This window comes from Kinneretia sp. DJ1R-11, assembly GCF_025717595.1.
Taxonomy (GTDB): Bacteria; Pseudomonadota; Gammaproteobacteria; order Burkholderiales; family Burkholderiaceae_C; genus Paucibacter_A.
In genome coordinates, this window is record NZ_JAJIRR010000015.1 from 25,139 (window position 1) to 50,775 (window position 25,637).

The following is a 25,637-nucleotide window of genomic DNA, read 5'->3' on the forward strand; positions in this document are numbered from 1 at the left end:
GCGGCGATGAACAGCGAATCCACCCTCAGCCAAGAAATCGCCGCCACGGCCGCCCGCCTGGTGGTAGAGGAAGGCATGGAATACGGGCCGGCCAAGCAGCGAGCGCTGAAGGTGCTGGGCCTGAGCCGCCATGGCCGTGCGGCCTTGCCCAGCAACGAAGAGTTGGAAGACGAGGTCCGCGAGTACCTGGCCATCTTCTGTGCCGACACCCAGCCGGCCGAGCTGCGCGCCTTGCGCGAGCTGGCCGCGCAGTGGATGGCGCGCCTGGCCGAGTTCCGCCCGCATCTCTGCGGCGCCGTCTGGCGCGGCACGGCCACGCGCCTGAACAACATCCACCTCCAGCTCTATTGCGACGACAGCAAGGCTGCCGAAATCGGCCTGATCAATCTGGGCGTGGACTACGAAGTCGGCGCCACCCACGATGCCCGCGGCCGCCAGATCGATGTGCTCTCGCTCGCCGCGCCCTGCCGGGCGCTGCAGGAGCAGGTCACGGTGCACCTGAGCATCCTGGACTTCGACGATTTGCGTGGCGCCCTCAAGCTGGACAGCCGGGGCCGCAGCGAGCGCGGCGACCTGGCCGCCCTGCAGCGCCTGCTGAACGAACCCACCGAACCTGAAAGCGACCGCCTCCCATGAGCAGCCAGACTCCTTCGCCCGAGCACGACACGCCGCCCGTCTCCAGCGGGCGCCGCTGGGCCTTGCGCGCTCTGGCCGGCGCCGCCGGTCTGGGCGGCCTCTACCTCGGCGTGCGCACAGCACCTCAGGCGCCTGCCCCCGCTGCGGCCGTGCCTGCCGCCGCCCTGCCGCCGGCCGAGACCGAGCTCTGGGCCGCCAGTTTTGAGCGACCGGAGGGCGGTGATCTGCGCCTGGCCGACTACCGGGGCCAGCTTGTGCTCCTGAACTTCTGGGCCACCTGGTGCCCGCCCTGCGTCAAGGAACTGCCCGAGCTGGCCGAGTTCCAGCACGAGTTCAAGCCCAAGGGCTGGCAGGTGCTGGGCCTCGCCGTCGACGCACCCACGCCGGTGCGCGAGTTCCTCAAGAAGCTGCCCCTGGACTTCCCCCAGGGCATGGCCGGATTGACCGGCGCCCAGCTGGCCCGCACACTGGGCAACAGCAACGGCGGCCTGCCCTTCAGCATCGCCCTGGGCCGCGATGGCCGCATCATCTGGCGCAAAACTGGTGCCACCAGCCTCAGTGAACTGCGCGAGCTGGCCGCAAAAACGGTCTGATTGAAGAAGCCACCGGCGCTTGCGGCGCACTTCTGGCGGGCGGAAGCCAGGACTTGGGCAAGCGTATTTGCGCAAAAGGGTCAAGCGATTTATTTACGGCGAGCCGTCTCGATCGCCCCCTAAAACGCGTAAAGTCCGGCCTTCTTCGCTTCTAGTGTCCGGGCTCTAAATTTGAGTGCGGCCGCCCAAGACCTTGCCGATGCAAATTCTCGTCATTCATGGCCCCAACCTCAACCTCCTCGGAACCCGGGAGCCAGGGGTGTATGGATCACAGACTTTGGCGCAAATTGACGCTGATTTGGCTGAGATGGCAACCAATGCCGGAGCTGAACTAAAATCCTTCCAGAGCAACCACGAAGGTGCGCTGGTGGACCGGATTCAGGCCGCCGCGCAAGACGGCTGCCGCTTCATCATCATCAACCCGGCGGCCTACACGCACACCAGCGTGGCCATCCGGGACGCTTTGGCCGCCGTGGCCCTGCCTTTCATCGAAGTCCATCTGTCCAACGTCCACAAGCGCGAAGCCTTCCGCCAGCACAGCTATTTTTCCGAGCTCGCGGTGGGCGTGATCTGCGGCCTGGGCGCCCAAGGTTACCGGCTGGCACTGAATTACGCACTGACGCAGTTGCAGACACAAGCGCAACACAAGCAGTAGTCGAGGGTGGCGGCCCATCCGGCCGCCCTGTTTCACCAACAATAAATATCAATTCGCTGGAGAAATTCTATGGATCTGCGCAAGCTCAAGACCCTGATCGATTTGGTGTCCGAGTCGAACATCTCGGAACTCGAGATCACCGAAGCCGACGGCAAGGTCCGCATCGTCAAGTCGGATGGCTCGGTGGCCGTGCCCATGATGATGGCAGCACCCGCCGCCGCACCGGTCGCAGCCGCCGCACCCGTGGCCGCCGCAGCACCGGTGGTCGCAGCGCCTGTCGCAGCTCCGGCCGAAACCGGCCACATCGTCAAGTCGCCCATGGTCGGCACCTTCTATCGCGCCTCCGGCCCGAACGCCAAGCCCTTCGCTGAAGTCGGCCAGCAGATCAAGGAAGGCGAGGCGATCTGCATCATCGAAGCGATGAAGATCATGAACGAGATCGATGCAGATTTCAGCGGCACCATCACCAAGGTGCTGTGCGAAAACGGCCAGCCCGTCGAATTCGGTCAACCCTTGTTCGTCATCGAATAAGGACCTGCGATGTTCAAGAAGATTCTGATTGCCAACCGAGGCGAGATCGCCTTGCGGATTCAGCGCGCCTGCCGCGAGCTGGGCGTCAAGTCGGTGGTCGTCTACTCGGAAGCTGACCGCGACGCCAAGTATGTGAAGCTGGCCGACGAGGCCGTCTGCATCGGCCCGGCCGCGTCCGCGCAAAGCTACCTCAGCATGCCGGCCATCATCGCCACGGCCGAGGTCACCGACGCCGAGGCCATCCACCCCGGCTACGGTTTCCTGAGTGAGAACGCCGACTTTGCCGAGCGTGTCGAGCGCAGCGGATTCACCTTCATCGGCCCGACGCCTGAATCCATCCGCATGATGGGCGACAAGGTCTCGGCCAAGCAGGCCATGATCCGCGCCGGCGTGCCCTGCGTGCCGGGCTCCGAAGGCGCCCTGCCCGAGGACCCGAAGGAGATCATCAAGATCGCCCGCTCGATCGGCTACCCGGTCATCATCAAGGCCGCTGGTGGCGGCGGTGGCCGCGGCATGCGTGTCGTGCACACCGAAGCTGCGCTGGTCAATGCCGTGCAGATGACGCGCACCGAAGCCGGTGCCGCCTTCGGCAACCCCCAGGTCTATATGGAGAAGTTCCTCGAGAACCCTCGCCATATCGAGATTCAGGTGCTGGCCGACGAGCACAAGAGCGCGGTCTGGCTGGGCGAGCGCGACTGTTCCATGCAGCGCCGCCATCAGAAGATCCTGGAAGAAGCACCGGCACCGGGCATCCCGCGCCGCATCATCGAAAAGATCGGTGACCGCTGCGCCGCCGCCTGCCGCAAGATGAACTACCGCGGTGCCGGTACCTTCGAGTTCCTGTACGAAAACGGCGAGTTCTATTTCATCGAGATGAACACCCGCGTGCAGGTGGAGCATCCGGTGACGGAATTGGTGACCGGCATCGACATCGTGCAGATGCAGATCAAGGTGGCGGCCGGCGAGAAGCTGCCCTTCACCCAGCGCAATATCACGATGCGCGGCCACGCCATCGAGTGCCGCATCAATGCCGAAGACCCGTTCAAGTTCACGCCCTCGCCGGGCCGCATCACGATGTGGCACGCACCGGGCGGCCCGGGTGTGCGCGTCGACTCGCATGTCTACACCAACTACGTCGTGCCGCCGCACTACGACTCGATGATCGGCAAGATCATCGTTCACGGCGACACCCGCGAACAGGCCCTGGCCCGCATGCGCATCGCCCTGAGCGAGACCGTGGTCGAAGGCATCCTGACCAACATCCCGCTGCACCGCGAGCTGATGGTGGACGCCAAGTTTGTCGAAGGCGGCACCAACATCCATTACCTCGAAGGCTGGATGAGCCAACACAAGCGATGAGCGACACCACTGCACAAGACTCGGCCGACGAGCCGAACCCGGCCACGCTGCACGAGCTGCTGCTGATCTGCGGCGAGGATGATGTCGAGACCGTCAGCGATGCGCTGATGGAGCTGGACGCGCTGGCGGTGTCGGTGGAAGACGCCGATGCCGACACCGATGCCGAGAAAGCCCTGTTCGGCGAACCCGGCATGCCGGCGCCGCGCGGCGGCTGGCAGCGCTCGGTGGTCAAGGCCTTGTTCCCGGACGAGAACGAAGCCACCGAATGCGCCACCCTGATCCTGAGCCAGGATTGGGCGGCCGATGTCCATGTGCAGGCGATCCAGGCGGTGGCCGAGCAGGACTGGGTGCGCTTGACGCAGTCGCAGTTCGCGCCGGTCGAGATCACGCCCGAGTTCTGGATCGTGCCATCCTGGCATGAGGCCCCGGCCCAGGCCCAGCGCATCATGCGCCTGGACCCGGGCCTGGCCTTTGGCACCGGCACCCACCCGACCACCCGCATGTGCCTGCGCTGGATCGCCACCCACAGCGAGCTCAGCCCCGGCTGGACCCGCGTGCTGGACTACGGCTGCGGCTCCGGCATTCTGGCCATCGGCGCGGCTCTGCATGGCGCGCAGAACATCGACGCGGTCGACATCGACCCGGCGGCCATCACCGCCAGCCGGGACAATGCCAAGGCCAATCAGGTCAACTTGACCGCCGCTCTGCCGGACGCCGCGCAAGGCGAGTACCCGCTGGTCATGGCCAATATCCTGGCCACGCCGCTGAAGCTGCTGGCACCGCTGCTGGCCGCTCATCTGGCGCCAGGTGCCCACCTGATTCTGGCCGGCATCCTGGCCCGCCAGGCCGAAGAACTGAAGGAAGCCTACGCCCCCTGGCTGAAGCTGGACGTCAGCGACGAGGAAGAGGGCTGGATTCTGATGACGGCACAGCGCCCTGCGGCTTGATTCGGGCATGGTGCGGAGCCCGAATTCGCGATCGAGTTCGGGCTTGCCTAGCCCTGAGCCTCGGCGGACTCATGGCATGATCACGCCATGAGTCTTGCCACCCGTTGCACCGCCTGCGGAACCATTTTCCGCGTCGTGGAAGACCAGCTCCGGGTCTCGGAAGGCTGGGTGCGCTGCGGCCGCTGCGCCGAAGTTTTCGACGCCCGCGAGCAGTTGTTCGACATCGACCTGGAAGCGCCGCCGCCCTGGCCACCCGTTCCCGCGCCGGCCGCCCTGGCCACCCCGGCCATGGACCTGGCCATGCGCGACGAGCGCCAGCACGCGCCAGCGCCCGCCAAGGCCGTGGTCAAACCTGCTCCCGAACCCGACTTGAACATCCGCCGGGCACCGCCCGCTCCGAGCGAAGTCGACTTCGCCGCCGAAACCGAACACCCGCGCCTTGAGCTGAGCGACCCTGGCAGCCCGCGCATGGATTTCGGCGCGCACGACTCCATCGTCGCCGCCGCCATGGACTCGCGCCATGAGCCGCGCTGGATCGATGAGCCAGCGCCTGGCGCCCCTCCGGCCGCGTCACCGCAGGATGCAGCACCGCCTTGGACCGAGCCTGAGATCGAACAGCAGATCGAGCAGGAAGTTCAGGAGGAAATGGCGCGGCTGCTCGCTGAGCAAGCGCAGGCCAAGCAGCGCGCCGAGATCGCGGCCGAGATCGAATCGGCGATGTTGGCGGAAAGCGAGCGCCAAGCCCAGCTGAACCGGGGCGCTGCAGCAGCCCATGAGCCGAAAGCATCGAATACCGTCGAGGAAGACGATCACGGCTTTCAGGCGACCACGTTGGGCGCCGGCGGCGAGTTGCTGGCCGAAGCCGAAGCAGCCGCGCAAGCGAATTCAGCGTCAGCTTCCGCAGCTGCAGCCGCCACTGGAACTCAAACGACCGGCTCAGCCGAGCTGCCCGAATTCCTCAGACCCACTCGCAGTCACGCGCTTTGGGGGCGACTCTGGGTACGGCTGAGCCTGGGACTGCTTTGCGGCCTGGCCCTGGTGGCCCTGGGTGCGCAAGCGACCTGGCAGTTCCGCGATGCCTTGGTGGCCCGCTATCCGCAGCTGCGCCCCGACCTTCAAGCCTTCTGTGAGCTGGCTCGCTGCGAACTCAAGCCCTGGCAAAGACTGGAAAGTTTCAGCGTCGACAGCAGCGCGCTGAGCCAAGCCGGCTCAGGCCATCATTACAAGCTGGCCTTGAGCCTGCGCAACAAGAGCGAGTTCGAACTGGCCCTGCCCTGGGTCGAACTGAGCCTGACCGACGCCAGCGGCCAATTGATCGCACGCCGGGCCCTGTCGCCCCAGGATTTCGGTTTGAGCAAGGACGCCTTGGCGGCCAGCAGTGAACTGCCGGTGAACACCCTCCTGACTACCGGCGAGCGTGCCGTGAGCGGATACAGCGTAGAACTCTTCTACCCTTGAGCGGCACGGTCGGTGCTGACCGGCTGCGACCTGCTGGGCCACAACAAAAACAAGCGGCGTAAAAAAACCCGGCCGAGGCCGGGTTCGAAGCGGGAAACCACAAGCCGGCGTAAGCCGGCTGCGGTCACCCTGTTCCTCAGGGCTTGTTGCCTGTGGGGAAGGGCCATGCGGCTTGCGGGCTCAGCGCCGTCTTGGCTGCGGGAGCAGCAGCAGCGGGCTTGGCAGCAGCCTTCTTGGCAGCCGGCTTGGCGGCAGCAGCCTTCGGTGCAGCAGCCTTCGGAGCGGCGGCCTTGGGGGCAGCGGCAGCCTTCTTGACCGGCGGCTTGATCGGCGCGGCGGCCTTCTTCACCGGCGGCTTGATCGGCGCAGCAGCCTTCTTCACGGGCGGCTTGATCGGCGCAGCGGCCTTCTTGGCGGGTGCAGCGGCCTTCTTGGCAGGAGCTGCCGCCTTCTTGGCGGGTGCAGCGGCCTTCTTCGCCGGTGCAGCTGCCTTCTTGGCAGGAGCAGCAGCCTTCTTCGCCGGTGCAGCTGCCTTCTTGGCAGGAGCGGCAGCCTTCTTCGCCGGTGCAGCAGCCTTCTTGGCAGGAGCCGCGGCCTTCTTCGCCGGTGCAGCAGCCTTCTTGGCAGGAGCCGCAGCCTTCTTCGCCGGTGCAGCAGCCTTCTTGGCCGGAGCTGCAGCCTTCTTCGCCGGTGCGGCGGCCTTAGGCGCAGCAGCAGCCTTCTTTGCCGGTGCAGCAGCCTTCGGTGCAGCAGCAGCCTTCTTCGCCGGAGCGGCGGCCTTCTTGGCCGTAGCCTTCTTTGCAGTTGCCATTTCAGTTCTCCTTGATCAAGTGAAAAGAGCACTGCCTACAGTCAGCGAGGCCGCTGCAGCGCAGTTATTCACCGTCCAGATGTCACCCAGGAGGAGTGCTCCGGTACGGTAAATCGGGATGCCGCTTGAGCGCACCGGCCTCGGGCCGGTGGCGCTGCAAATGGCGGTTACGAATGTCTCTGATCTCTCTCGATGAACTGCTATGGAGTGCGAAGGCCAGGGCCCGCGCGGCTTCAGTCCCAGCTCAGCGCACCACCGGTTTGATATTCGATGACGCGGGTTTCGAAAAAGTTGCGTTCCTTCTTCAGGTCAATCATTTCGCTCATCCAGGGGAATGGGTTCTCTTCATTCGGGAAGAGCTCCTCCAGACCGATCTGGGTGGCACGACGGTTGGCGATATAGCGCAGATAGCCCTTGAACATCGATGCGTTCAGGCCCAGCACGCCACGCGGCATGGTGTCTTCGGCGTAGGCGTACTCGAGCTCGACGGCCTTCATGAACAAGGCCTTGATCTCGGCCTTGAACTCGGCGGTCCAGAGCTGCGGGTTCTCGAGCTTGATCTGGTTGATCAGGTCGATGCCGAAGTTGCAGTGCATGGACTCGTCGCGCAGGATGTACTGGTACTGCTCTGCCGCACCGGTCATCTTGTTCTGGCGGCCCATGGCCAGGATCTGGGTGAAGCCGACGTAGAAGAACAGACCTTCCATCAAGCAGGCGAACACGATCAGGCTCTTCAGCAGGGTCTGGTCGGTTTGCAGCGTGCCGGTGTGGAAGTTGGGGTCCATGATCGCGCCGATGAAGGGGATCAGGAACTCGTCCTTGTCGCGGATCGACTTGACTTCGTTGTAGGCATTGAAGATCTCGGCCTCATCCAGGCCCAACGACTCGACGATGTACTGATAAGCGTGAGTGTGGATGGCCTCTTCAAAGGCCTGGCGCAGCAGGAACTGGCGGCACTCGGGCGCCGTGATGTGGCGGTAGGTGCCCAGCACGATGTTGTTGGCAGCCAGCGAATCGGCGGTGACGAAGAAGCCGAGATTGCGCTTGATGATGCGGCGCTCGTCTTCAGACAAGCCGTTCGGGCTCTTCCACAGCGCGATGTCGCGCGACATGTTCACTTCCTGCGGCATCCAGTGGTTGGCGCAGGTGGCCAGGTACTTCTCCCAGGCCCACTTGTACTTGAATGGCACCAGCTGGTTGACGTCGGTCTGGCCGTTGATGATGCGTTTGTCGGCGGCCTTGACGCGACGCTCGGCAGCCTGGGCCGGCGACGCAGCCAGCACGGCCGCGGCGCTGGCCGGTGAGGAGGGGGTTAGGCCAGCTGCCGGGGCGGCGCTGTTTGCAGCGCCGACGGAGGCATCAACACGCGCATTCGCAGCGGGGCTGGATGCGGCATTTGCAGTGGCTGAATCAGCAGGCTTCAGGTCTTCTTCCCAAACCAACATGGTGGACTTCCTATCGTGTCGAATTATCAGAGTGTTGTGTTCAAACACCAAGGACTTCTTGACATCAAGACGCCTTGCGCGTTGCTGGCCTGCATCGATTTCTGGAACAAATGCACACCGGGCGCTTCAACACATAACTTCAAATCTATGCATACAAACGGCCGGCGATATCGATGAACATTGACATCGCGGGCCACAGACAAAAAGAGGCGATTTGCGATCGCCTCTTTTTCATTCGCTTACTGGCAAGCTTCGCAATCGGGGTTGTCGATCGAGCAGAACTTCATGTCGGTGGCAGGAAGCTCGGGCTCGGCGGCCACCGGAGCGGCAGCAACCGGTGCCGACACCATGCCGCCGGCGGCACCGGAGGACACCGCATTGAGCTGACCGGACTTGGTCACCGTGCTCTTCTCGGCGTGGGTCGCGCCCATGGTGCGGAGGTAGTAGGTGGTCTTCAAGCCGCGCAGCCAGGCCAGCTTGTAGGTCTCGTCGAGCTTCTTGCCAGAGGCACCGGCCATATAGATGTTCAGGCTCTGCGCCTGGTCGATCCACTTCTGACGGCGCGCGGCGGCTTCCACCAACCACTGCGTTTCCACTTCGAAGGCGGTGGCATAGAGGTTCTTCAGCTCTTCAGGCACACGGTCGATGCGACGCAGCGAACCGTCGAAGTGCTTCAGGTCCATGACCATCACGTCGTCCCACAGACCCAGGGCCTTGAGGTCACGCACCAGCGCTTCGTTGATGACGGTGAACTCACCCGACAGATTGGACTTGACCGAGAGGTTGCCGAAGCAAGGCTCGATCGACGCGTCCACGCCGATGATGTTGGAGATGGTCGCGGTCGGGGCGATGGCCACGCAGTTGCTGTTGCGCATGCCGTGGGTGGCGATGCGGGCACGCAGCGCGTCCCAGTCCATGCTGGTCGAGCGGTCGACTTCCACATAGCCGCCACGCGCTTCAGCCAGCAGCTCCAGCGAGTCGATCGGCAGGATGCCACGATCCCACAGCGAGCCGCGGTAGGAGGAGTAGCGGCCGCGCTCTTCGGCCAGCTCGGTCGAGGCCTGGTAGGCGTAGTAGCAGATCGCTTCCATCGAACGGTCGGCAAACTCCACCGCTGCGTCGGACGCGTAAGGTGTGCGCAGCGCATAGAGCGCGTCCTGGAAGCCCATCAAGCCCAGGCCCACCGGACGGTGGCGCAGGTTGGAGTCACGCGCCTTCTTGACCGCGTAGTAGTTGATGTCGATGACGTTGTCGAGCATGCGCATGGCCGTCGAGATCGTCTTCTTCAGCTTGGCGTGATCCACGCCGCCATCCTTCAAGTGCTGGACCAGGTTGACCGAGCCCAGATTGCAGACGGCGATTTCGCTGTCATTGGTGTTCAGTGTGATCTCGGTGCAGAGGTTGCTCGAGTGCACCACGCCGACATGCTGCTGGGGCGAGCGCACATTGCAGGCGTCCTTGAAGGTGATCCAGGGATGGCCGGTCTCGAACAGCATGGACAACATGCGGCGCCACAGGTCCTTGGCCGGCAGACGCTTGAAGAGCTTGATCTCGCCACGGTCGGCCTTGGCCTCGTAAGCCACGTAGGCAGTCTCGAAGGCCTTGCCGAACAGGTCGTGCAGGTCCGGGCAGGTCGAGGGGCTGAACAGGGTCCAGTCACCACCGTCCATGACACGGCGCATGAACAGATCGGGGATCCAGTTCGCGGTGTTCATGTCGTGGGTGCGGCGGCGGTCATCGCCGGTGTTCTTGCGCAGCTCCAGGAATTCTTCGATGTCCAGGTGCCAGCTTTCCAGGTAGGCGCAGACGGCGCCCTTGCGCTTGCCGCCTTGGTTCACGGCCACGGCCGTGTCGTTGACGACCTTCAGGAAAGGCACAACGCCTTGCGACTTGCCGTTGGTGCCCTTGATGTGCGAGCCCAGGGCGCGCACCGGGGTCCAGTCATTGCCCAGGCCACCGGCGAACTTGCTCAGCAGCGCGTTCTCTTTTAGCGCCTCGTAGATGCCGTCCAGATCGTCGGCCACCGTGGTCAGGTAGCAGCTCGACAGCTGCGAGCGGCGCGTGCCCGAGTTGAAAAGGGTCGGGGTGCTGGACATGAAGTCGAAGCTCGACAGCACTTCGTAGAACTCGATGGCGCGGGCTTCGCGGTCGATCTCGTTGAGTGCCAGGCCCATGGCCACGCGCATGAAGAAAGCCTGCGGCATTTCGATGCGCTTGTCTTCGATGTGCTGGAAGTAGCGGTCATACAGGGTCTGCAGGCCCAGGTAGTCGAACTGCAGATCGCGCTCGGCCTTGAGCGCGGCGCCCAGGCGGGCCAGGTCGTACTGACCCAGGCGCTCGTCCAGCAACTCAGCGGCCACGCCCTTCTTGATGTACTTGGGGAAGTATTCGGCGTAACGCTCTTGCATCTGTTCTTGGCTGATCTCTCCGCCCACCACTTCGCGGCGGATGGTGTGCAGCAGCAGGCGCGCGGTGGCGCGGCTGTAGCCCGGGTCTTTTTCGATCAGGGTACGAGCAGCCAAGATGGAGGCCTTGTACACCTCGTCGATCGGCACGCCGTCGTACAGATTGCGCTTGGTCTCGGCCAGGATGGGCTCGGGCTTCACGTCAGCGCCCAGATTGGCGCAGGCGGACACGATCAAGCTTTGCAGATGCGGCAGGTCCAGCGGCACGCGCTGGCCGTTGTCAATCACGGTCAAGGTGTTCTCGGCCGGCGGTGTGTCGACCACGCCCTGGCGCTGGCGCTCCTGGAAGCGACGCTCGCGGTACAGCACATAGGCACGCGCCACTTCATGGTGGCCGCCGCGCATCAGGCCCAGTTCCACCTGGTCCTGGATGTCTTCGATGTGGAAGGTGCCGCCGCTCGGACGCGAGCGCAGCAGGGCACGCACCACCGCTTCGGTCAGGCCGTCCACCGTCTCACGCACGCTGGCCGAGGCCGCGCCGGTCGTGCCATGCACGGCCAGGAAGGCCTTCATCAGGGCCACGGCGATCTTGCTCGGCTCGAAGGCCACCACCGCGCCGTTGCGGCGCAGGATCTGGTAAGCCTGGAAGGCCGACTGGGCGGCCAGACTCAGTGTCGACGAGGCCAGGCGGCTGGCGCCTTCGGGGGCCGGGTTCACAGCGGGAGCGGCTTGTGTCTGCATGGATCTTCCTTGGGGTGTCACGTTTGATTCAAAAATACATGGCGATGCGGCGGCGTGCAGCGGGAGCCGTGAAGCTCCGTTCAGACACGCCGGACCGCATCGGGTCTGGCAATGGTTGTTGTTGGCTGAGGGCCGAGGCAGCTGCCTTGCAAAGCAAGGATGCCCGTCGGCCGAACGCTACGAGGATGACGCCGAAGCCCGCGATCCATAGCGGGTGGCGCCTGCTCCTGCTTGGCTGCCGCAAGGCCTGAACCAGACCTTGAGCAGCCACCGAAGCCTCGACGGCGAACCGGGGTTTCTGCGCCCACCCGAGCTGCCCGAGGGCAGCAAGCAGGCGATTCAGAGCACCGCAGCCAAGCGTGAAGGATACCATGACGGACACTATATCTGGGGGCGAGAAGCCCCTCAAGCACTACCAATAGCGTATCTATCCCGTTGACGGGCCGGTACGAAGTGGCTATGCGATGGTGTCTTTGCCGGCGTGCAATCAAGGGCCGTACTCGCCCCCCGCGAGGCCCTGTCGCGCGCCGACCCCGATGCCCAGGGGCCATGGGCGCGCAGACCCGCATGGCGCTTGGCTTGGCAGCCCGAATCGAGCGCCAGGCCGCGCCAATCCTGGCGGTGCCAGAGGCAGTTTCAGCAATCAATTCGCGCGCAAGGGCGCTGGCTGGTGCTCAGCTCGACGTAGCGCTTGGGTCCGCAGCCCTCAGCGCCACGCCAAGCAGGCTGCCACGCTTACGTTTTTTTACCTTGCTTGGCTGCGGCCGTCCGGCCTCAGACCCTGACTCTCCGGATCACTCGCCCGCCGTGATGCCCAGGCGCGCCATGCGATAGCGGATCTGGCGCAGGCTCAAGCCCAGGGAGGCGCCTGCCGCTGTGCGGTTGAAGCGGTGGCGGGCCAGCGCGCGCAAGAGGATGTCGCGCTCCACGTCGTCGAGGTAGAGGGCCAGGTCGGCGGGCAGTTCCGCAGCCGCCAAGTCTGGGGCGGACTCGACCGCACCGAGTGCAGCCGGCTCTGCGCCCAAGCTGTCATCCAGGGCATCAAAAGCTGCCAACTGGGAATCATCGAGCACCGCATCGGGCAAACCCAGATCGCTGGCCGAGATCCACTCCCCACCCGACAGAGCCAGCGCCCGGTGCAGGAGGTTCTCGAGTTCGCGCACATTGCCTGGAAAGGCATAGCGCGCGAGCAGCTCCAGTGCATCCGCAGTCAGGCGCGGCACCGGCGAGACGCCGGCATCGTGGGCAATGCGCGCCAACACCTGCTCGCCGATCTGGGCCACGTCCTCGATGCGTTCGCGCAGTGGCGGCACGCGCAGCTGGATCACATTGAGGCGGTAGAACAAGTCCTGGCGGAAACGCCCGGCCGCCACCTCGGCACCCAAATCCTTGTGAGTGGCACTGAGGATGCGCACATTGACCGGCGCCTCCACCACGGCCCCCACAGGACGCACCGAGCGCTCCTGGATGGAGCGCAAAAGCTTGCTCTGCATGGCCAGGGGCAGGTCGCCGATTTCGTCAAGAAACAGGGTGCCGCCATCGGCCGCTTGGAAAAAGCCCTCGCGGTCTTCATGCGCGCCGGTGAAGGCGCCCTTGCGGTAACCGAAGAACTCGGCCTCCAGCAGCTGCTCGGGAATGGCGCCGCAGTTGACCGCCACAAAGCGCTGGCGCGCGCGTACGCCGCTGTCATGGATGGCGCGGGCCACCAGCTCCTTGCCGGTGCCGGACTCGCCCTGCAAGAGCACCGGCGCCATGCTGCGGGAGACCTTGTCGATCAAGGCCCGCACCTCTTGCATGGCCGCTGACTGGCCGGCCAGTCGGTCCAGAGCCGAGCCGGCCGGGGCCGCGCGGCGCGGTGCGGCGGCAGCCTTGGTCGGCAACAGTGCGGGTGCAGCCGACGCGACGGCGACCGGCGCCGATGGCAGCACGGGAGACGGCGCCGCTGCCGCTGGCGCAGCCTGGACCGCGCTCACCGCGGCCACACGCCCCAGAGCGGAAGCCACCACCAGGCGGAACTGGCGCAGGTCCACCGGTTTGGTCAGGTAGTCATAAGCCCCGGCCTTGAGCGCCTCGACGGCGTTCTCGGCCGAGCCATAGGCCGTGATCACCAGCGTCTTTTCGCTCCGCCTCTGCTGCTCCAGCCAATGCAGCAGGTCCAGGCCGCTGCCATCGGGCAGGCGCATGTCGGTGATGACGGCGCTGTAGCTCTGGGCTTGCAGGCGCGCCAGTGCATCGGCCACGGTGCCGGCGGTCTCCAGCTCATAGCCTTCGCGCAAAAGCGTCAGCTCATAGAGCGTGCGCAAATCGGGTTCGTCATCGACCACCAGCAGCCGGTGCGTGGGGCCGATGGCGGCAGGTTGACTGCTGCTGCTCATGGGTGTCTCAGATCAGGTTGGCGGGGCTGCTGGCTGGCATCAAGCGCAGGCGCAGCACGAACTCGTTGCCGGGCAGCGCTTCGTCATGGCGGCGCTGGTAATCGATGCGGGCACCGTAGCGCTCGCACAGCTCCCGGCAAATGTACAAGCCCAGGCCAGAGCCCCGGCTGCGGGTCGAAAAGAAGGGTTCGAACAAGTGGCGTTCGACCTCGGGCGCGATCGGGCGACCGGCATTGAAGATGACCAACCGTGCCCAGCCCGGGCCGGCCGCGGACGCTTCGCTGTCCAGATGCACCTGGACCGAGGCGGGCCCCGGGTCGGCATGACGCAAGGCGTTGTCCAGCAGATTGACCAGCACGCGGCGCAGATGCTCGGGGTCGAAACTGACGATCAGCGGCTGCAAGGGCACGATGCAGCTGAGCGGATCCAGCGGCCCAGGCGCGAGCTGATTGGTACGCGCCCAATCGAGACAGGTTTCGTTGACCAGGGTGCTGGCATCCACCGGCACCGGCGTGGGCACCGCGCCCGGCGCCACTTCGAGCACGTCCTCGACGATGCGCTTGAGGCGCTGCACATTGGACGCCACCATGCGCGTGAGCTGCTGGGCGCGCGGCTCGGCCAGGTCCTCGGCCAGCAAGGCATTGGCCTGGTCGATGGCGGCCAGCGGGTTGCGAATCTCATGCGCAATGCCGGCCGAGACCCGGCCCATGGCGGCCAGTTTTTCCTGTTGGCTGCGCGCCTGGACCTGGCGGTTGTCCTCAATCAGCAGCACGCACAAATCTTCTGTGGTGTTGGGTTCGCGCCGGCGCGTGAAACGCATGCGCAGGCGCAGGCTGCGTTGCCAGCCACTGGCAAAGCTCAGGCTGATATCGCGCCCGAGCTCGGGCCAATTGCCGGCCGTGAAGGCCTGCTCCACGGCAGCCTCAAGCGGCTGCCAGGCTGGCACGCCGCGCAGCTGGAAAGGCGCCTTGCGCACCATGGCCGGCGCGCCTGGCACCCCCTGCGACGCCAGCGGCGCCGCATCGGCCAAGAGAATGCGGGCCGCCGGATTGGCCGCGCGCACCCGGCCGCGCCGGTCCACCACCAGCACACCCTCTTGCATTTCGTCGATCACCAGGCGGTTCAGCTGCGCCTGCTGGCGCGCCAACTCCATGCTGCCGCGCGCTGCCCGTTCTTCGCGCGCCAAGCGGCTGGCCAACTCGCTGGCCAGCAGGCTGACGACAAAAAAGCCGCTGCCAACCAGGCCCGCCTGCGTCATGCGCAGGCCGACATCGGCGCCCTCCAGCACCGCCCAACCCGACACGGCCAGCATCAGCAAGGCCGCCACCGCGGCCGTGGCCAGAGCGAGCAGGCGCGGCGTCAAGACACCGGCCATCAGCACCGGCAGCACAAAGAGCGCCCCGTAATTGACGCCGGCCAGGCGGTCGAAGGCATGCAGCAAGCCGAACAAGCCGAGGTCGAGGCCGATGCTGGCCCACCACTGCGGGCTGGACACGCGCGCGAGGCTGCGCGCCGTGGCCCCGCGCTGCAGGCGCGGCAAGAGCCAGAGCGCCAGCGCCTCGGCGGCATAGAGCAAGCACAGGCCCAAGGTCCAGCGCGGCGGCGGCGAGCCCAGGAAACCGGCGATCACCTGCGTGGCCACCAGGACCAGGCCCAGGGCCGCGCGAGCGGCGAGAAAGGCCCGGTACAGACGCCCGAAGGCATTGCCACCGGCCTGTGCCAGACGGCGCCCCTGCTGAAAAAAGAAGTCCGGCGAATCACCGGCTGGCGCGCTCGCAGCCTCGGCCTGCAGTTCGTCGAAGCCTGAAGCGCTGAAGCCGCTGGCGCTGCCCAGGCCACCGAAGCGCGACTCCGTGTCGGCATCGCCTTCGGCTGCAGCGGCCGTGGCCTCACTGCCCGGCCCGAACCAGGACTGGGCCGGCTCAGCCTTGTTCATCGCCCGCCGCCATGCTCCGCCTCATAGCTGGCGCGATGCGCGGCGCTGCAGAACACCCCGCCCTGGCCCGGCAGCGCCTCATCACGTGGCAGATGCAGGCCGCAATGCGCACAGCTGAGCATGTCCTGGGGCGCTGAATCACGCGCTTTGCTGGCGGCAGGCGGCTGCGGCGGCCGCGCGCGCTTGAAACCCAGCACAAAGAACAACAAGGCCAGCAGGCCGATCAAGATCAGGTATTTCATGGCAGCTTCAGCATCCCATCACAGCGGCGGACGCTGCAAAACAACTTCCAGCACAAAGCGCGAACCCGCATAGGACAGCAACAAGAGCAGCGCGCCGAAGTAGAGCCAGCGGGTGGCGCGGCGGCCGCGCCAGCCAAAAATGCGGCGCCCAGTCAGCAAGCCGGTCAAAACCACCCAACCCAGCACGGCGAAAAGATTCTTGTGATCCCAGCGCCACTGCGGCGTGAACCACCAGCCCAGCAGCAAAGCGAGGGACAGCATGGTCACACCCGCGCCAACAAACTGAAAGGTGAGCCGCTCCAGGCGCAGCAGCGGCAGACCGGGGCTGGCTGACCGCGCACGGCCGACCGTGCCCGAACCGACCTGGCGCATCTGGCGCTCGGCCCGGTTCAAGAGGACCGCGTGCAGCACCGCCACACCGAACAAGCCATAAGAAGCCAGGCCCAGCACCCAATGCAAGGGCGCCCAAGGCGAGGCGGCTTGCGGCCGGCTCTCGCCCGGAAACACGAGTGCCAGCAGCACGGTCACCAGGGCCATCAGCGCCAGCACCCGGCGCGCGCCCGGCAGCGGCAGCAGGCGGCTTTCCACCAGGTAGACCGCCAGCACCAGCCAGGCCGTCATCGACAGCGCCGGCGCAAAGCCGAAACGCGCGCCGGCCTGCGCCAGGCCCAGGCCCGAGATGTCCACCAACAAGGCCAAGAAGTGGGCCGCGAAGGGCAACAAGAGGCCCAGATGCACGGGCCAGGCGGGCCGCTCTGCAGCCGGGCCACCTCCCTCAGCGGGGCGAGTTTCGCTGCGCCAGGCGGCCCAGGCATAGGCGGCCACGGCCAGTACGCTGAAGCCGGTCAGCAGGGCTTGGGCGGCCTCGGCAGAGACGAACGATAAAATCATCGCCACAGTGTACTTTTGCGCGCCGCCCCTCCGGTCCGGCGCCACCCCCGATGGCCTCCAATCTGACCGACCGCCTGAGCCAGCTCGTGAAAACGATGCGTGGCCAAGCCCGCATCACCGAAAGCAATGTTCAGGAGATGCTGCGCGAAGTGCGCATGGCCCTGCTGGAAGCCGACGTGGCCCTGCCCGTCGTGCGCGACTTCATTGCCCGGGTCAAGGAAAAAGCCCTGGGCGCCGAGGTGGTGGGCTCGCTCAACCCCGGCCAGGTGCTGGTGTCCATCGTCCACAAGGAACTCGCCGCCACCATGGGCGAGGGCATTTCCGACATCAATCTGGCCGCCCAGCCGCCCGCCGTCATCCTGATGGCCGGCTTGCAAGGCGCCGGCAAGACCACCACCACCGGCAAGCTGGCCAAGCACCTGATCGAGAGGCGCAAGAAGAAGGTGTTGACCGTCTCCGCCGACGTCTACCGCCCGGCCGCCATCGAGCAGCTCAAAACGGTCACCGGCCAGGCCGGCGCTGAATGGTTCGCCTCCAGCCCCGATCAAAAGCCGCACGACATCGCCCTGGCGGCTATTGACTACGCCAAGAAGCATTACTTCGATGTGCTGCTGGTCGACACCGCCGGCCGCCTGGCCATCGACGAAGCGCTGATGGCCGAGATTCGCGATCTGCATGCGGTGCTGAACCCGGTCGAAACCCTGTTCGTGGTCGACGCCATGCAGGGCCAGGACGCGATCAACACGGCCAAGGCCTTCAAGGAAGCCCTGCCCCTGACCGGCGTGATCTTGACCAAGCTGGACGGCGACTCGCGTGGTGGTGCCGCCCTGTCGGTGCGCCAGATCACCGGCGCGCCGATCAAGTTCGCGGGTACCTCCGAGAAGCTCGACGGCCTGGAAGTCTTCGACGCCGAGCGTCATGCCGGCCGCGTGCTGGGCATGGGTGACATCGTGGCCCTGGTCGAGGAAGTGACCAAGGGCGTGGACGTGGCCGCCGCGCAGAAGCTGGCCGACAAGCTCAAGACCGGCAGCGGCTTTGACCTCAACGACTTCCTGGCCCAGATCTCGCAGATGAAGAAGATGGGCGGCCTGGCCGGCCTGATGGACAAGCTGCCCACCCAGATGACGGCCAAGGCCGGCGCCGCCGACATGGACCGCGCCGAGCGCGACATGAAGCGCATGGAAGGCATCCTCAACGCCATGACGGCCAAGGAACGCCGTCAGCCCGCCTTGCTGATGGACGGCAAGAGCAAGGCCAGCCGCAAGCGCCGCATTGCCGCCGGCGCTGGCGTGCAGATCCAGGAAGTCAACCGCCTGCTGACCCAGTTCGACCAGATGCAGGGCATGATGAAAAAGATGAGCGGCGGCGGCCTGATGAAGATGATGAAGAAGATGGGCGGCATGAAAGCCATGAAGGGCATGATGGGCGGCGGCGGCATGGGTGGCCTGGGCGGCTGAAGCCGCACACCCGAGCGCTCCCCGCTCGCCCACAAAAAAGCCACCGCAATCCGGTGGCTTTTTTTCATAGCGCCCAGGCCGAGCCGTTCACCCGTTCACCCGTTCACCGATTCACCGATTCACGATTCACCGATTCACGATTCACTCCAACAAAGCCTGCGCAAACTCCCTCGCATTGAAAGTCTGCAAGTCTTCCAGCTTCTCGCCCACGCCGATGAAGTAGACCGGTATGGCCCGCTCGCGGGCGATGGCCGCCAGCACACCGCCCTTGGCCGTGCCGTCGAGCTTGGTGACGATCAAACCGGTCAGGCCCAGCGCATCATCGAAGGACTTGACCTGGCTGAGCGCGTTCTGGCCGGTGTTGCCGTCCACCACCAACAGCACCTCGTGCGGCGCGTCGGCCTGCGCCTTGGTGATCACGCGCTTGATCTTCTTCAGCTCTTCCATCAGATGCAACTGCGTCGGCAGGCGGCCGGCCGTGTCGGCCAGCACCACGTCGCAGCCGCGCGCGCGGCCGGCGCTGACCGCATCAAATGTGACCGAGGCCGGGTCACCGCCCTCCTGGCTGATGATCTGCACCTGGGTGCGGTCGGCCCAAACGGACAGCTGCTCGCGCGCCGCCGCGCGGAAAGTGTCGGCCGCAGCCAGCAGCACCTTCTGGTCGGCCTCGGCCAGATGGCGGGTCAGCTTGCCGATGCTGGTGGTCTTGCCAGCGCCATTGACGCCCACCACCATCATCACCGTCGGGCTGTGCTGGCCCACGGCCAGGCTCTTCTCCAGGGGCTTGAGCAGTTCGGCCAAAGCTTCGACCAGCAGGCCACGCACCGCCTGAGGGTCGGTCGCCTTGGCTTCCTTGACGCGGCGCTTCAGGTCCGTCAACAAATACTCGGTCGCCTTGACGCCGGTGTCAGCCATCAACAGCGCCTCTTCCAGCTCTTCGTACAGAGCGTCGTCAATCTGGGTGCCGGTGAAGACCTGGGCGATGCTGGAGCCGGTCTTGCGCAGGCCTTGGCGCAACTTGTCGATCCAGCTGCGGCGCGGCTCGGGTGCCGGGGCAGGCACCGGCGCGATCGGTGCCACAGGCATGGCGGGCGCTGGCGCGATGAGCGGCACAGGCTCGACGCTCAGCACCACGGCCGGCGTAGGCGCGGCCACAGAAGCCGGAGCCACCGGGGCTGCGACAACAACAGCCTCAGGCGGCGCCTGGGGCAGATCGACGCTGGCCACCGCGGGCGCCGGTACGGGCTCGGGCGCCGGGCTGCTGGAGAACTTTTTCTTGAAGAAGCTGAACATGGGCACTCTTGGCTGCGGCACTGCGGCAACTTCGTCATCGCGAAGCCGGGGCAGCGTCGGCGGGCAAGCGGGCCGGCGGTGCCGGCGCGTCGCTCAACCTTGTCATCGGGGTTCCGGATCGCGGCGCCGGGTTCAGCTCGACACCCACGCCTGCGTTCGCACCCGAATCATAAACGGCGCCCCCTGTGCAGCCCGGCGACACCCAGGGCCGCCTCTGCGGTGGATACTCAAAGCTCGCTTCGCTTCCGGCCGTCGGCGATCCCGTCCGGCCCACGCAACGATGGACATTCTTGACGCCCAGGCCACGGCCGCCCTGCTGCCCTTCGACCGCCTGATTCCAGCCGTGGCCCAGGCCATGCGAGATTTGCGCGCCGGCACCATCCATGCGGCCACCCGCTCCGTCCTGCCCCTGCCCGAAGGCGGCAGCTATCTGGCCATGCCCTGCACCGATGCGCAGTACGCCATCACCAAGCTGGTCGCCGTCACCCCCGCCAACCGCGCCCTGGGCCAGCCCACCATCCAAGGTCGCCTGCTGGTCAGCAGCGCCAGCCATGGCGAACCGCTGCTGGTGATGGACGGCTCGGTGGTCACCGCACGCCGCACGGCCGCCGTCACTCTGCTGGGTATCGAAACCCTGCTGCAGCGCCCGCCTCAAGTGCTGACCCTGGTCGGCACCGGCGAACAGGCACGCAGCCACGCCTGGGCCATGAGCCAGCGCTGGCCCGGGGTGCAGCTGCGATGTGTGGGCCGCAATCGCGGCCAAGGCGAGGCCTTCGCCGCGCAGCTGAGCAAGGAAGGCCTGCCTGGCCTGCGCGCCCTGCCCCTGGAACAAGCGCTGGAAGACAGCGAGGTCACCGTGGCGGCCACCACCAGCCTCAGCGCCGTGCTGCCCGATCACGTAGCTGACAGCACCTTGATCGTCGGCATCGGCAGCTTCACACCGCAGATGGCGGAGCTGCCGGCCAGCGAGGTGCGCCGCCGCCAGGTCTGGGTCGACGACCTCGACGGCGCCCGCCACGAAGCCGGCGACCTGCTGCAAGCCGGCATCGACTGGACCCGCGTGCACAGCCTGGCCGAAGCGCTGCGTCATCCCGACCTGATTCGCGCGCCCCTGCTCTTCAAGACCGTCGGCCACGCGGCCTGGGACCTGGCGGCGGTGCGGGTCGCGCTGCAGCCCAACCCGTGAGCCCAACCGTAACAGGGGCGCCGGACCTGTCGCAGCCTCGCGCGGCGACCCGAGTCCACGGACCCATCGCCCTGGCGAATTCAAATTTCCTGAGATTTTTTCAAAGAACTCTTGCGCAGCTCAAAAAACCGGTGCTATAGTAGAGGGCTTGAGGCGCTTTAGCTCAGCCGGTTAGAGCGACGGAATCATAATCCGCAGGTCCGGGGTTCGAATCCCTGAAGCGCCACCAAATAAAGTCTATGTACATCAAGTACTTAGACGAAAAAGCCACCCTAGCGGTGGCTTTTTGCTTTCTGGCTTCGTCGCACGATGTAAGGGCGGATGTAAGACCATTTGGCGAATCCCGAGCCAGGGCTTCGGCAACCACGGTCAGGCCGCCAAGAACGAAGCAACGCGCGCATTTTCGCCAACGCGCACTTTGCGCGTAGCTCGGTTGGATTGACGCTGCCAGCGCTCGACGCGCCGCTTTCCGGCGCGACCATCGATGGCTTTCCGCGCAATTCCCTATGCTCTGTATCGAGGTTGCGAAGCAGGCCCAGCGGCGCACTGAACGATGCGCCGCCCAACGAGGCATTGCAGCTGAACTTCCCGCGCACAGAAGCACATCGCTGATTCTGCAATTGCCGGGACTCTTGCGGCCGGCATCTCGCTTTGATGCGATTCGCAGGAGTCCCCACAAAAAATGGAACCCGGCACATTACTGTTCAACACGGGCCCAATGCCCCGTGTCAAACAAATCAATGGCGCAAAAGACAAGACCGCTCATCACCCCGCTCGACCAAGAAGCCCGCTCCGCGCTGCCGACGGACGAGGCCGCGTACCACCTCAACAGGTCGCCGCAGACGCTACGCCTTTGGGCATGCAAGGACAACGGCCCACTCCGGCCATCCAGGATCAACGGCCGCCTGGTCTGGTCCGTCGACTTGATCCGCAGCCTGATCGCCGGAGTGACCTGCACGTGAGTAGCGTTTTCCTCAAAGCCAAGACCATCAGCGGCACCGCAAGGCTGCTGTACGCGATCAAGCACAACCGCCGCCAGATCCCGGAGAAGGATGGCCGGCGACGTCGTATCGATCCGGACCTTGCGCATCTGAACGCGCACCTGACGGGCACGGCCGCTGCTAGCGAAGTATCGGCATACTCGCGGGCTCGGCTTGAGGCCGCCGGCATCGTGCCCCGGAAGAACGCGATTCTGTGCATCGAGTTCGTCATCAGCCTGCCCACTCGACACCACACCGAGCTGCGCCAGTTCTTCGCTGACGCTACCGCATGGCTTGGCCGTCGCTATGGAGGCGAGGGCAACATACTGAGCGCCGACATCCACTACGACGAGGCGAAGCGACACCTGCATGTCCTCGTCATGCCGCTCATCAATGGCAAGTTGAGCGGAAGTAAGGCCCTCGGTGGCCTGGCAGACCTGTTCCGCCTGCACCAGCAGTTCGGAGACGAGGTGGCCGCCAAGTACGGCCTGACCATGCTGGCAGGTCGCTTGTCCACCAAGGAGAAGGAACACCTCGCGGCTGCCGTCATCCGGCGGCTGCACGAACGGCACAGTCCACTTTTGCGCGACGAGACCTGGCCCTCGATCCGCGATGCGATCCACAGGGACCCTGCCCCCTTCGCGCACGACATCGACATGGACGAAGTGGCTGGCCAGCCGCCGCCGAAGATCGCGCACTCCGGCGCTTCCGTACCCGCCGCAAAGAAGAAGGGCGATGACAGAAGCCAAGACCAGCCGCGCCGCTATCGGCCTCCGGCCAGATCCCCCAAGAAGTCCTCGCTACAGCCGGCGCGCTCGGTTGCAGGCAAGGTTGCAAAAAGGTGCACCCGGCAAGGCATCCTGCAACCAGCTCCCTAGCGGTTATTCGCCCACCAGCCTGCCGCAGACGACCATGTGATCAATGGCAATGATCATCGCGGCTCGGTACTTGTCGTTGGCGACCGAGTCGATGGCTGCGCCGATGCGCTGGGCCTCGCTGCTCAATCCTGACTCTTGCCCCATCTTCCCCGCGACGCGCGGAGCTGTGCGGATCCGAGACTTGGGCGCACCCTTGGCGCTCTTTTGCGCAGTGTTGGCGGTTCCATTGAACGCGGCGCGACGCAGGAATTCCAGTCGTTCAACTATCAAGGTCCCCGCCATCTCGGACAGCGACCTCCTGTCGGCCGCCGCAGCTGCCTCCAACCACTCGAAATCCTCCGGTGAAATGCGGGTCGAAATGCGTGCGCGGCCCCCAGTCAAAGGAAGCGTCCCAGTGATCTCATTGACCACGCAATCGTCGAGCTTGGCCATGGCCGCCTTGATTTCGTTCAGTGACGCCTCCTGACCAGCGCCGGCTTCACGCTGGAGCAGCGTGCGAGCAATGTCTCCGACGGACCGCCTGCAAATGCGTACCAAGGCATGGACGATGGCTGCTTGCTGCGGCGGCATGTAGGCCGTAACGCGGCCCAGATTGATGTTGCTCATATGCTCGGATGTCTCGACGTGATGTGTCGTGTGTGCAGATATGAAGTCATGCTACCAAAACGGTAGTACACCGAGACAGTCTTATAGGAACGATCCTCGCCTTTGGGCGAGGTATTTGCATGTCGGTCATTGGGAGGCGGCTGAAGGCTGCGCGGCTACGCGCCGGGCTGTCTCAGGAAAGGCTCGGCCTTGAAATCGGCCTCGAAGCGGAGTCAGCCAGCGCTCGGATGAATCGATACGAGACTGGCGCGAGGGTGCCCGCGCTCGAACTCATCGAGCGCGTGGCCTCCACACTCAACATGCCGGCGGCCTACTTTTACACATCGGACGATTTGGTCGCAGAAATTCTCTGTGCGGTGCATGTGCTGCCAGTTATGGCACGGCAGGAAGTTTTGTCCGTCGCTTCAGGGCTGGCCGACATCGCCCGCCAGCAGTGACGTGCTTGGCTGGGAACAGCTGGCCAGAGCCTCGGTAAAGGCTCAGGGCGCTGTCCAAGTGCGTGGGTGCATGGCAAGGCTAGTGTCAATGCCGGCTACTTCTTCCGAGACGCCAGGATCTCCTGAACCTGGCGATCCACTTCCTTGAAGTGCTGCCTCAGCGATTCGATCTCGGACGGACTCAGGCGGTTTGCAGCGGGCTGGGTGGCGGGCTTCGGACTCTGTGAAATAGTCGAAGCCTCAGCCGGACGCGGTGAGGTAGTGCTCTTTGGGATCGCCATGTTCGAATCAAAGTTCGCCCGAAATTTCCGGGCTCAGTTGAGTTTTATTGCTGAACTACTTGCAGGCTAGAACCGCAGCCGACAACACCCTGGCACCGCGTACATCGACGAGCCACCCTGATTCGGGGAATCAAACAGTAAGGAACGAATGCCAAACCATCAGCCAGTTCGGCCGAACTTGCGCTCACCGTCATGAACATCGCAAGGTCCAGCGCGACTAGCGGCTTGAGGAGGACCTCATGCCCTTCAGCGGCAAGCATGTTCAATCAATCTGCCCTCCGAGGCATGCGAAAAGGCAGGTGCTGGAGATCGAATAGCTCAATTGATTTCACATGACGGCGCATCAACTTCTGCGACTCTCAGAGACCCGCGCGCGCAGTTTGAAGCCAGTTTGCAACGCTAGGTGACACAGCGCCCTACGGTGTGTGGGGTGCAGCCATGCAACCCAGATCGGAGGCTCACCAAACCGGGAACGATAGTGCTGCAACTGAGCCTGGCAACCCCAGCCGGTGGCCTGGGGAAAACGATGCGTGATGCTACGGCCCGAGGGCAGCTCACACAATTCAGAAAGCTGACCTACCCACGGGTGGTCACTGAGAATCTCAAGCACTTGGCCGCAGATGCCTGTCGCCGCTGGCCCGCCACCGGGCGCGACGAACTGCGAAGCTAGCGCGTCGGCGCAGGCCAGCAAGGCGCCCGGATCCTGGCCTACATAGAAATCCAAAATCTGATCACCCAGCGAATGAACTGGCCCGCAACGAAAAGTCTTGGCGTTCATGCGGCAATCAACGCAAGAGGACCAGTTTCGGCACTGCATCGGCACCGCTCCAGAGGATCGCGTTCTGCTCCAGGCGGTGGCCGAGCGCCTTGGCATCCGCCAGAGAAAGCCCCATGACAAGGTAGCTGGGTTCGCCAGGCCATTTGTTCGACGCATGCTGCCCGCAGCCCTCGACGAAATGAACGCCCCTCTCTTGCAGTTCCTGCGCCAGTGCGGACTGGCGTTGCACATTCTCTTGCTCGCTCAGCGCCCGGCTATGAGGGTTGCAGGCGGTGATGAAGGCACTGCCGCTCACCCCATTTGAACGATGGACAGCGACCAAAACGTCGTTGACCATGTCGACCCTAAGTACGGTCGGTTGATCACCATAGACGTGAAAGTCGGTCTGCCGGTAGGCGAGGATCAGGTCCGGAGGGATGCACGTTGTCGACATCAGATCTTGTTCACAGCTCATGTGGCAAGCTCCTTGTCGATCAGGTCCCGCAAGTCGCGCAACTGCGCGCCTGTAAACAGGCCCTGAAACTTCACCTGCTGCTCAGGACGCCGCGCTGTCGGCACATAGCTGATCAATCGAAGGCTATGCCCGAATGGCGTCTTGGTGAGTTCCGCCCTCAGTTCAAAAGCAGATGTTGCTTGGATGATGGCCTGCATCTCATTTTCTCCACCCCCGCGTGCCGATATGAAGTCGGCAGCGAGGCGGGGAGCAGCTCGGTAGG

Annotated in this window: 23 protein-coding genes and 1 tRNA gene; 12 read left to right on the forward strand and 12 right to left on the reverse strand. The window is 65.0% G+C overall.

The genetic code is table 11. The annotated features are described in order from the left end of the window. The first annotated feature begins 6 nt into the window (after positions 1-6). From LNV23_RS20430 to LNV23_RS20460, 7 genes are all read left to right on the forward strand, one after another. Positions 7-636, forward strand: a complete 630-nt coding sequence (locus LNV23_RS20430; RefSeq protein ID WP_263517018.1) for a hypothetical protein — start codon at positions 7-9, stop codon at positions 634-636. After that, positions 633-1,229 carry a TlpA disulfide reductase family protein gene (locus tag LNV23_RS20435; RefSeq protein ID WP_263564688.1) on the forward strand — a complete coding sequence of 199 codons (597 nt, stop codon included), beginning with the start codon at positions 633-635 and terminating at the stop codon, positions 1,227-1,229. The genes LNV23_RS20430 and LNV23_RS20435 overlap by 4 nt, the downstream gene beginning before the upstream one ends. Before the next feature lie 199 nt (positions 1,230-1,428). Then, positions 1,429-1,884 (forward strand): type II 3-dehydroquinate dehydratase, encoded by a 456-nt coding sequence (aroQ, locus tag LNV23_RS20440; protein ID WP_263564757.1) that lies wholly within the window; start codon positions 1,429-1,431, stop codon positions 1,882-1,884. A 69-nt stretch (positions 1,885-1,953) separates the two neighbouring features. Further along, entirely contained in the window at positions 1,954-2,415 is a 462-nt protein-coding gene (accB, locus tag LNV23_RS20445) for an acetyl-CoA carboxylase biotin carboxyl carrier protein (RefSeq protein ID WP_263517015.1), read from the forward strand. 9 nt (positions 2,416-2,424) lie between these two features. Beyond that, complete coding sequence (gene accC / locus LNV23_RS20450) at positions 2,425-3,774, forward strand: acetyl-CoA carboxylase biotin carboxylase subunit (protein WP_263564689.1); 1,350 nt, start codon at positions 2,425-2,427, stop codon at positions 3,772-3,774. A 47-nt stretch (positions 3,775-3,821) separates the two neighbouring features. Continuing rightward, positions 3,822-4,721 (forward strand): 50S ribosomal protein L11 methyltransferase, encoded by a 900-nt coding sequence (gene prmA / locus LNV23_RS20455; protein ID WP_263564758.1) that lies wholly within the window; start codon positions 3,822-3,824, stop codon positions 4,719-4,721. Between the two features lie 87 nt (positions 4,722-4,808). Then, positions 4,809-6,179, forward strand: a complete 1,371-nt coding sequence (locus LNV23_RS20460; protein ID WP_263564690.1) for a zinc-ribbon and DUF3426 domain-containing protein — start codon at positions 4,809-4,811, stop codon at positions 6,177-6,179. Between the two features lie 136 nt (positions 6,180-6,315). On the opposite strand, the gene LNV23_RS20465 is transcribed toward LNV23_RS20460, so the two are convergent. From LNV23_RS20465 to LNV23_RS20495, 7 genes are all read right to left on the reverse strand, one after another. Continuing rightward, the gene (locus LNV23_RS20465) at positions 6,316-6,990 is read right to left on the reverse strand and encodes a histone H1 (protein WP_263517012.1); all 675 of its coding nucleotides are present in this window, start codon (positions 6,988-6,990) and stop codon (positions 6,316-6,318) included. A gap of 233 nt (positions 6,991-7,223) precedes the next feature. Next, positions 7,224-8,435: a ribonucleotide-diphosphate reductase subunit beta gene (locus tag LNV23_RS20470; RefSeq protein ID WP_263564691.1), complete on the reverse strand. Its 1,212-nt coding sequence runs from the start codon at positions 8,433-8,435 to the stop codon at positions 7,224-7,226. A gap of 239 nt (positions 8,436-8,674) precedes the next feature. Then, positions 8,675-11,581: a ribonucleoside-diphosphate reductase subunit alpha gene (locus tag LNV23_RS20475; protein WP_263564692.1), complete on the reverse strand. Its 2,907-nt coding sequence runs from the start codon at positions 11,579-11,581 to the stop codon at positions 8,675-8,677. Between the two features lie 794 nt (positions 11,582-12,375). Continuing rightward, entirely contained in the window at positions 12,376-13,956 is a 1,581-nt protein-coding gene (locus tag LNV23_RS20480) for a sigma-54-dependent transcriptional regulator (protein ID WP_263564693.1), read from the reverse strand. Between the two features lie 7 nt (positions 13,957-13,963). Beyond that, on the reverse strand, positions 13,964-15,892 hold the full coding sequence (locus tag LNV23_RS20485) for a sensor histidine kinase (RefSeq protein WP_263564694.1): 1,929 nt from the start codon (positions 15,890-15,892) through the stop codon (positions 13,964-13,966). Beyond that, entirely contained in the window at positions 15,889-16,134 is a 246-nt protein-coding gene (locus LNV23_RS20490) for a PP0621 family protein (RefSeq protein ID WP_263564695.1), read from the reverse strand. The genes LNV23_RS20485 and LNV23_RS20490 overlap by 4 nt, the downstream gene beginning before the upstream one ends. 18 nt (positions 16,135-16,152) lie before the next feature. Continuing rightward, positions 16,153-17,025: a cytochrome C assembly family protein gene (locus LNV23_RS20495; RefSeq protein WP_263517006.1), complete on the reverse strand. Its 873-nt coding sequence runs from the start codon at positions 17,023-17,025 to the stop codon at positions 16,153-16,155. Positions 17,026-17,075: 50 nt separating this feature from the next. Between LNV23_RS20495 and ffh the strand changes: the two genes are divergently transcribed. Continuing rightward, entirely contained in the window at positions 17,076-18,482 is a 1,407-nt protein-coding gene (gene ffh, locus LNV23_RS20500) for a signal recognition particle protein (RefSeq protein WP_263564696.1), read from the forward strand. 141 nt (positions 18,483-18,623) lie between these two features. On the opposite strand, the gene ftsY is transcribed toward ffh, so the two are convergent. Further along, positions 18,624-19,775 (reverse strand): signal recognition particle-docking protein FtsY, encoded by a 1,152-nt coding sequence (gene ftsY / locus LNV23_RS20505; RefSeq protein WP_263564697.1) that lies wholly within the window; start codon positions 19,773-19,775, stop codon positions 18,624-18,626. A 280-nt stretch (positions 19,776-20,055) separates the two neighbouring features. Here ftsY and LNV23_RS20510 point away from each other — a divergent pair, with 280 nt between their 5' ends. The 3 genes from LNV23_RS20510 (at position 20,056) to LNV23_RS20525 (ending at position 22,819) form a co-directional block, all read left to right on the forward strand. Further along, on the forward strand, positions 20,056-20,961 hold the full coding sequence (locus LNV23_RS20510; RefSeq protein ID WP_263564698.1) for a delta(1)-pyrroline-2-carboxylate reductase family protein: 906 nt from the start codon (positions 20,056-20,058) through the stop codon (positions 20,959-20,961). A 152-nt stretch (positions 20,962-21,113) separates the two neighbouring features. Further along, positions 21,114-21,190: transfer RNA gene (locus LNV23_RS20515), tRNA-Met, on the forward strand. Between the two features lie 729 nt (positions 21,191-21,919). Then, positions 21,920-22,819, forward strand: a complete 900-nt coding sequence (locus LNV23_RS20525) for a plasmid recombination protein (protein ID WP_263564699.1) — start codon at positions 21,920-21,922, stop codon at positions 22,817-22,819. A gap of 3 nt (positions 22,820-22,822) precedes the next feature. On the opposite strand, the gene LNV23_RS20530 is transcribed toward LNV23_RS20525, so the two are convergent. Beyond that, positions 22,823-23,425: a hypothetical protein gene (locus tag LNV23_RS20530; protein ID WP_263564700.1), complete on the reverse strand. Its 603-nt coding sequence runs from the start codon at positions 23,423-23,425 to the stop codon at positions 22,823-22,825. A gap of 119 nt (positions 23,426-23,544) precedes the next feature. Between LNV23_RS20530 and LNV23_RS20535 the strand changes: the two genes are divergently transcribed. Next, positions 23,545-23,862 (forward strand): helix-turn-helix domain-containing protein, encoded by a 318-nt coding sequence (locus tag LNV23_RS20535; RefSeq protein ID WP_263517000.1) that lies wholly within the window; start codon positions 23,545-23,547, stop codon positions 23,860-23,862. Positions 23,863-24,486: 624 nt separating this feature from the next. Here the strand turns inward: LNV23_RS20535 and LNV23_RS20540 are convergent. Genes LNV23_RS20540 through LNV23_RS20550 form a run of 3 tightly spaced genes read right to left on the reverse strand, consistent with a single transcriptional unit; the run spans position 24,487 to position 25,572 of the window. Further along, positions 24,487-24,921, reverse strand: coding sequence for a hypothetical protein (locus LNV23_RS20540; protein WP_263564701.1), 435 nt, complete (start codon positions 24,919-24,921; stop codon positions 24,487-24,489). Between the two features lie 7 nt (positions 24,922-24,928). Beyond that, positions 24,929-25,375, reverse strand: a complete 447-nt coding sequence (locus tag LNV23_RS20545) for a DUF3293 domain-containing protein (RefSeq protein WP_263564702.1) — start codon at positions 25,373-25,375, stop codon at positions 24,929-24,931. Continuing rightward, entirely contained in the window at positions 25,372-25,572 is a 201-nt protein-coding gene (locus tag LNV23_RS20550) for a hypothetical protein (RefSeq protein ID WP_263564703.1), read from the reverse strand. Before LNV23_RS20550 ends, LNV23_RS20545 begins: the two co-directional genes overlap by 4 nt. Positions 25,573-25,637 lie beyond the last annotated feature (65 nt).

What these genes read in the sequence shown, in the direction of transcription:
- LNV23_RS20430 (WP_263517018.1), top strand. Translation starts at nt 7, where the DNA reads ATGAACAGCGAATCCACCCTCAGCCAAGAAATCGCCGCCACGGCCGCC.
- LNV23_RS20435 (WP_263564688.1), top strand. Translation starts at nt 633, where the DNA reads ATGAGCAGCCAGACTCCTTCGCCCGAGCACGACACGCCGCCCGTCTCC.
- aroQ (WP_263564757.1), top strand. Translation starts at nt 1,429, where the DNA reads ATGCAAATTCTCGTCATTCATGGCCCCAACCTCAACCTCCTCGGAACC.
- accB (WP_263517015.1), top strand. Translation starts at nt 1,954, where the DNA reads ATGGATCTGCGCAAGCTCAAGACCCTGATCGATTTGGTGTCCGAGTCG.
- accC (WP_263564689.1), top strand. Translation starts at nt 2,425, where the DNA reads ATGTTCAAGAAGATTCTGATTGCCAACCGAGGCGAGATCGCCTTGCGG.
- LNV23_RS20460 (WP_263564690.1), top strand. Translation starts at nt 4,809, where the DNA reads ATGAGTCTTGCCACCCGTTGCACCGCCTGCGGAACCATTTTCCGCGTC.
- LNV23_RS20465 (WP_263517012.1), bottom strand. Translation starts at nt 6,990, where the DNA reads ATGGCAACTGCAAAGAAGGCTACGGCCAAGAAGGCCGCCGCTCCGGCG.
- LNV23_RS20470 (WP_263564691.1), bottom strand. Translation starts at nt 8,435, where the DNA reads ATGTTGGTTTGGGAAGAAGACCTGAAGCCTGCTGATTCAGCCACTGCA.
- LNV23_RS20475 (WP_263564692.1), bottom strand. Translation starts at nt 11,581, where the DNA reads ATGCAGACACAAGCCGCTCCCGCTGTGAACCCGGCCCCCGAAGGCGCC.
- LNV23_RS20480 (WP_263564693.1), bottom strand. Translation starts at nt 13,956, where the DNA reads ATGAGCAGCAGCAGTCAACCTGCCGCCATCGGCCCCACGCACCGGCTG.
- LNV23_RS20485 (WP_263564694.1), bottom strand. Translation starts at nt 15,892, where the DNA reads ATGAACAAGGCTGAGCCGGCCCAGTCCTGGTTCGGGCCGGGCAGTGAG.
- LNV23_RS20490 (WP_263564695.1), bottom strand. Translation starts at nt 16,134, where the DNA reads ATGAAATACCTGATCTTGATCGGCCTGCTGGCCTTGTTGTTCTTTGTG.
- LNV23_RS20495 (WP_263517006.1), bottom strand. Translation starts at nt 17,025, where the DNA reads ATGATTTTATCGTTCGTCTCTGCCGAGGCCGCCCAAGCCCTGCTGACC.
- ffh (WP_263564696.1), top strand. Translation starts at nt 17,076, where the DNA reads ATGGCCTCCAATCTGACCGACCGCCTGAGCCAGCTCGTGAAAACGATG.
- ftsY (WP_263564697.1), bottom strand. Translation starts at nt 19,775, where the DNA reads ATGTTCAGCTTCTTCAAGAAAAAGTTCTCCAGCAGCCCGGCGCCCGAG.
- LNV23_RS20510 (WP_263564698.1), top strand. Translation starts at nt 20,056, where the DNA reads ATGGACATTCTTGACGCCCAGGCCACGGCCGCCCTGCTGCCCTTCGAC.
- LNV23_RS20530 (WP_263564700.1), bottom strand. Translation starts at nt 23,425, where the DNA reads ATGAGCAACATCAATCTGGGCCGCGTTACGGCCTACATGCCGCCGCAG.
- LNV23_RS20535 (WP_263517000.1), top strand. Translation starts at nt 23,545, where the DNA reads ATGTCGGTCATTGGGAGGCGGCTGAAGGCTGCGCGGCTACGCGCCGGG.
- LNV23_RS20540 (WP_263564701.1), bottom strand. Translation starts at nt 24,921, where the DNA reads ATGAACGCCAAGACTTTTCGTTGCGGGCCAGTTCATTCGCTGGGTGAT.
- LNV23_RS20545 (WP_263564702.1), bottom strand. Translation starts at nt 25,375, where the DNA reads ATGAGCTGTGAACAAGATCTGATGTCGACAACGTGCATCCCTCCGGAC.
- LNV23_RS20550 (WP_263564703.1), bottom strand. Translation starts at nt 25,572, where the DNA reads ATGCAGGCCATCATCCAAGCAACATCTGCTTTTGAACTGAGGGCGGAA.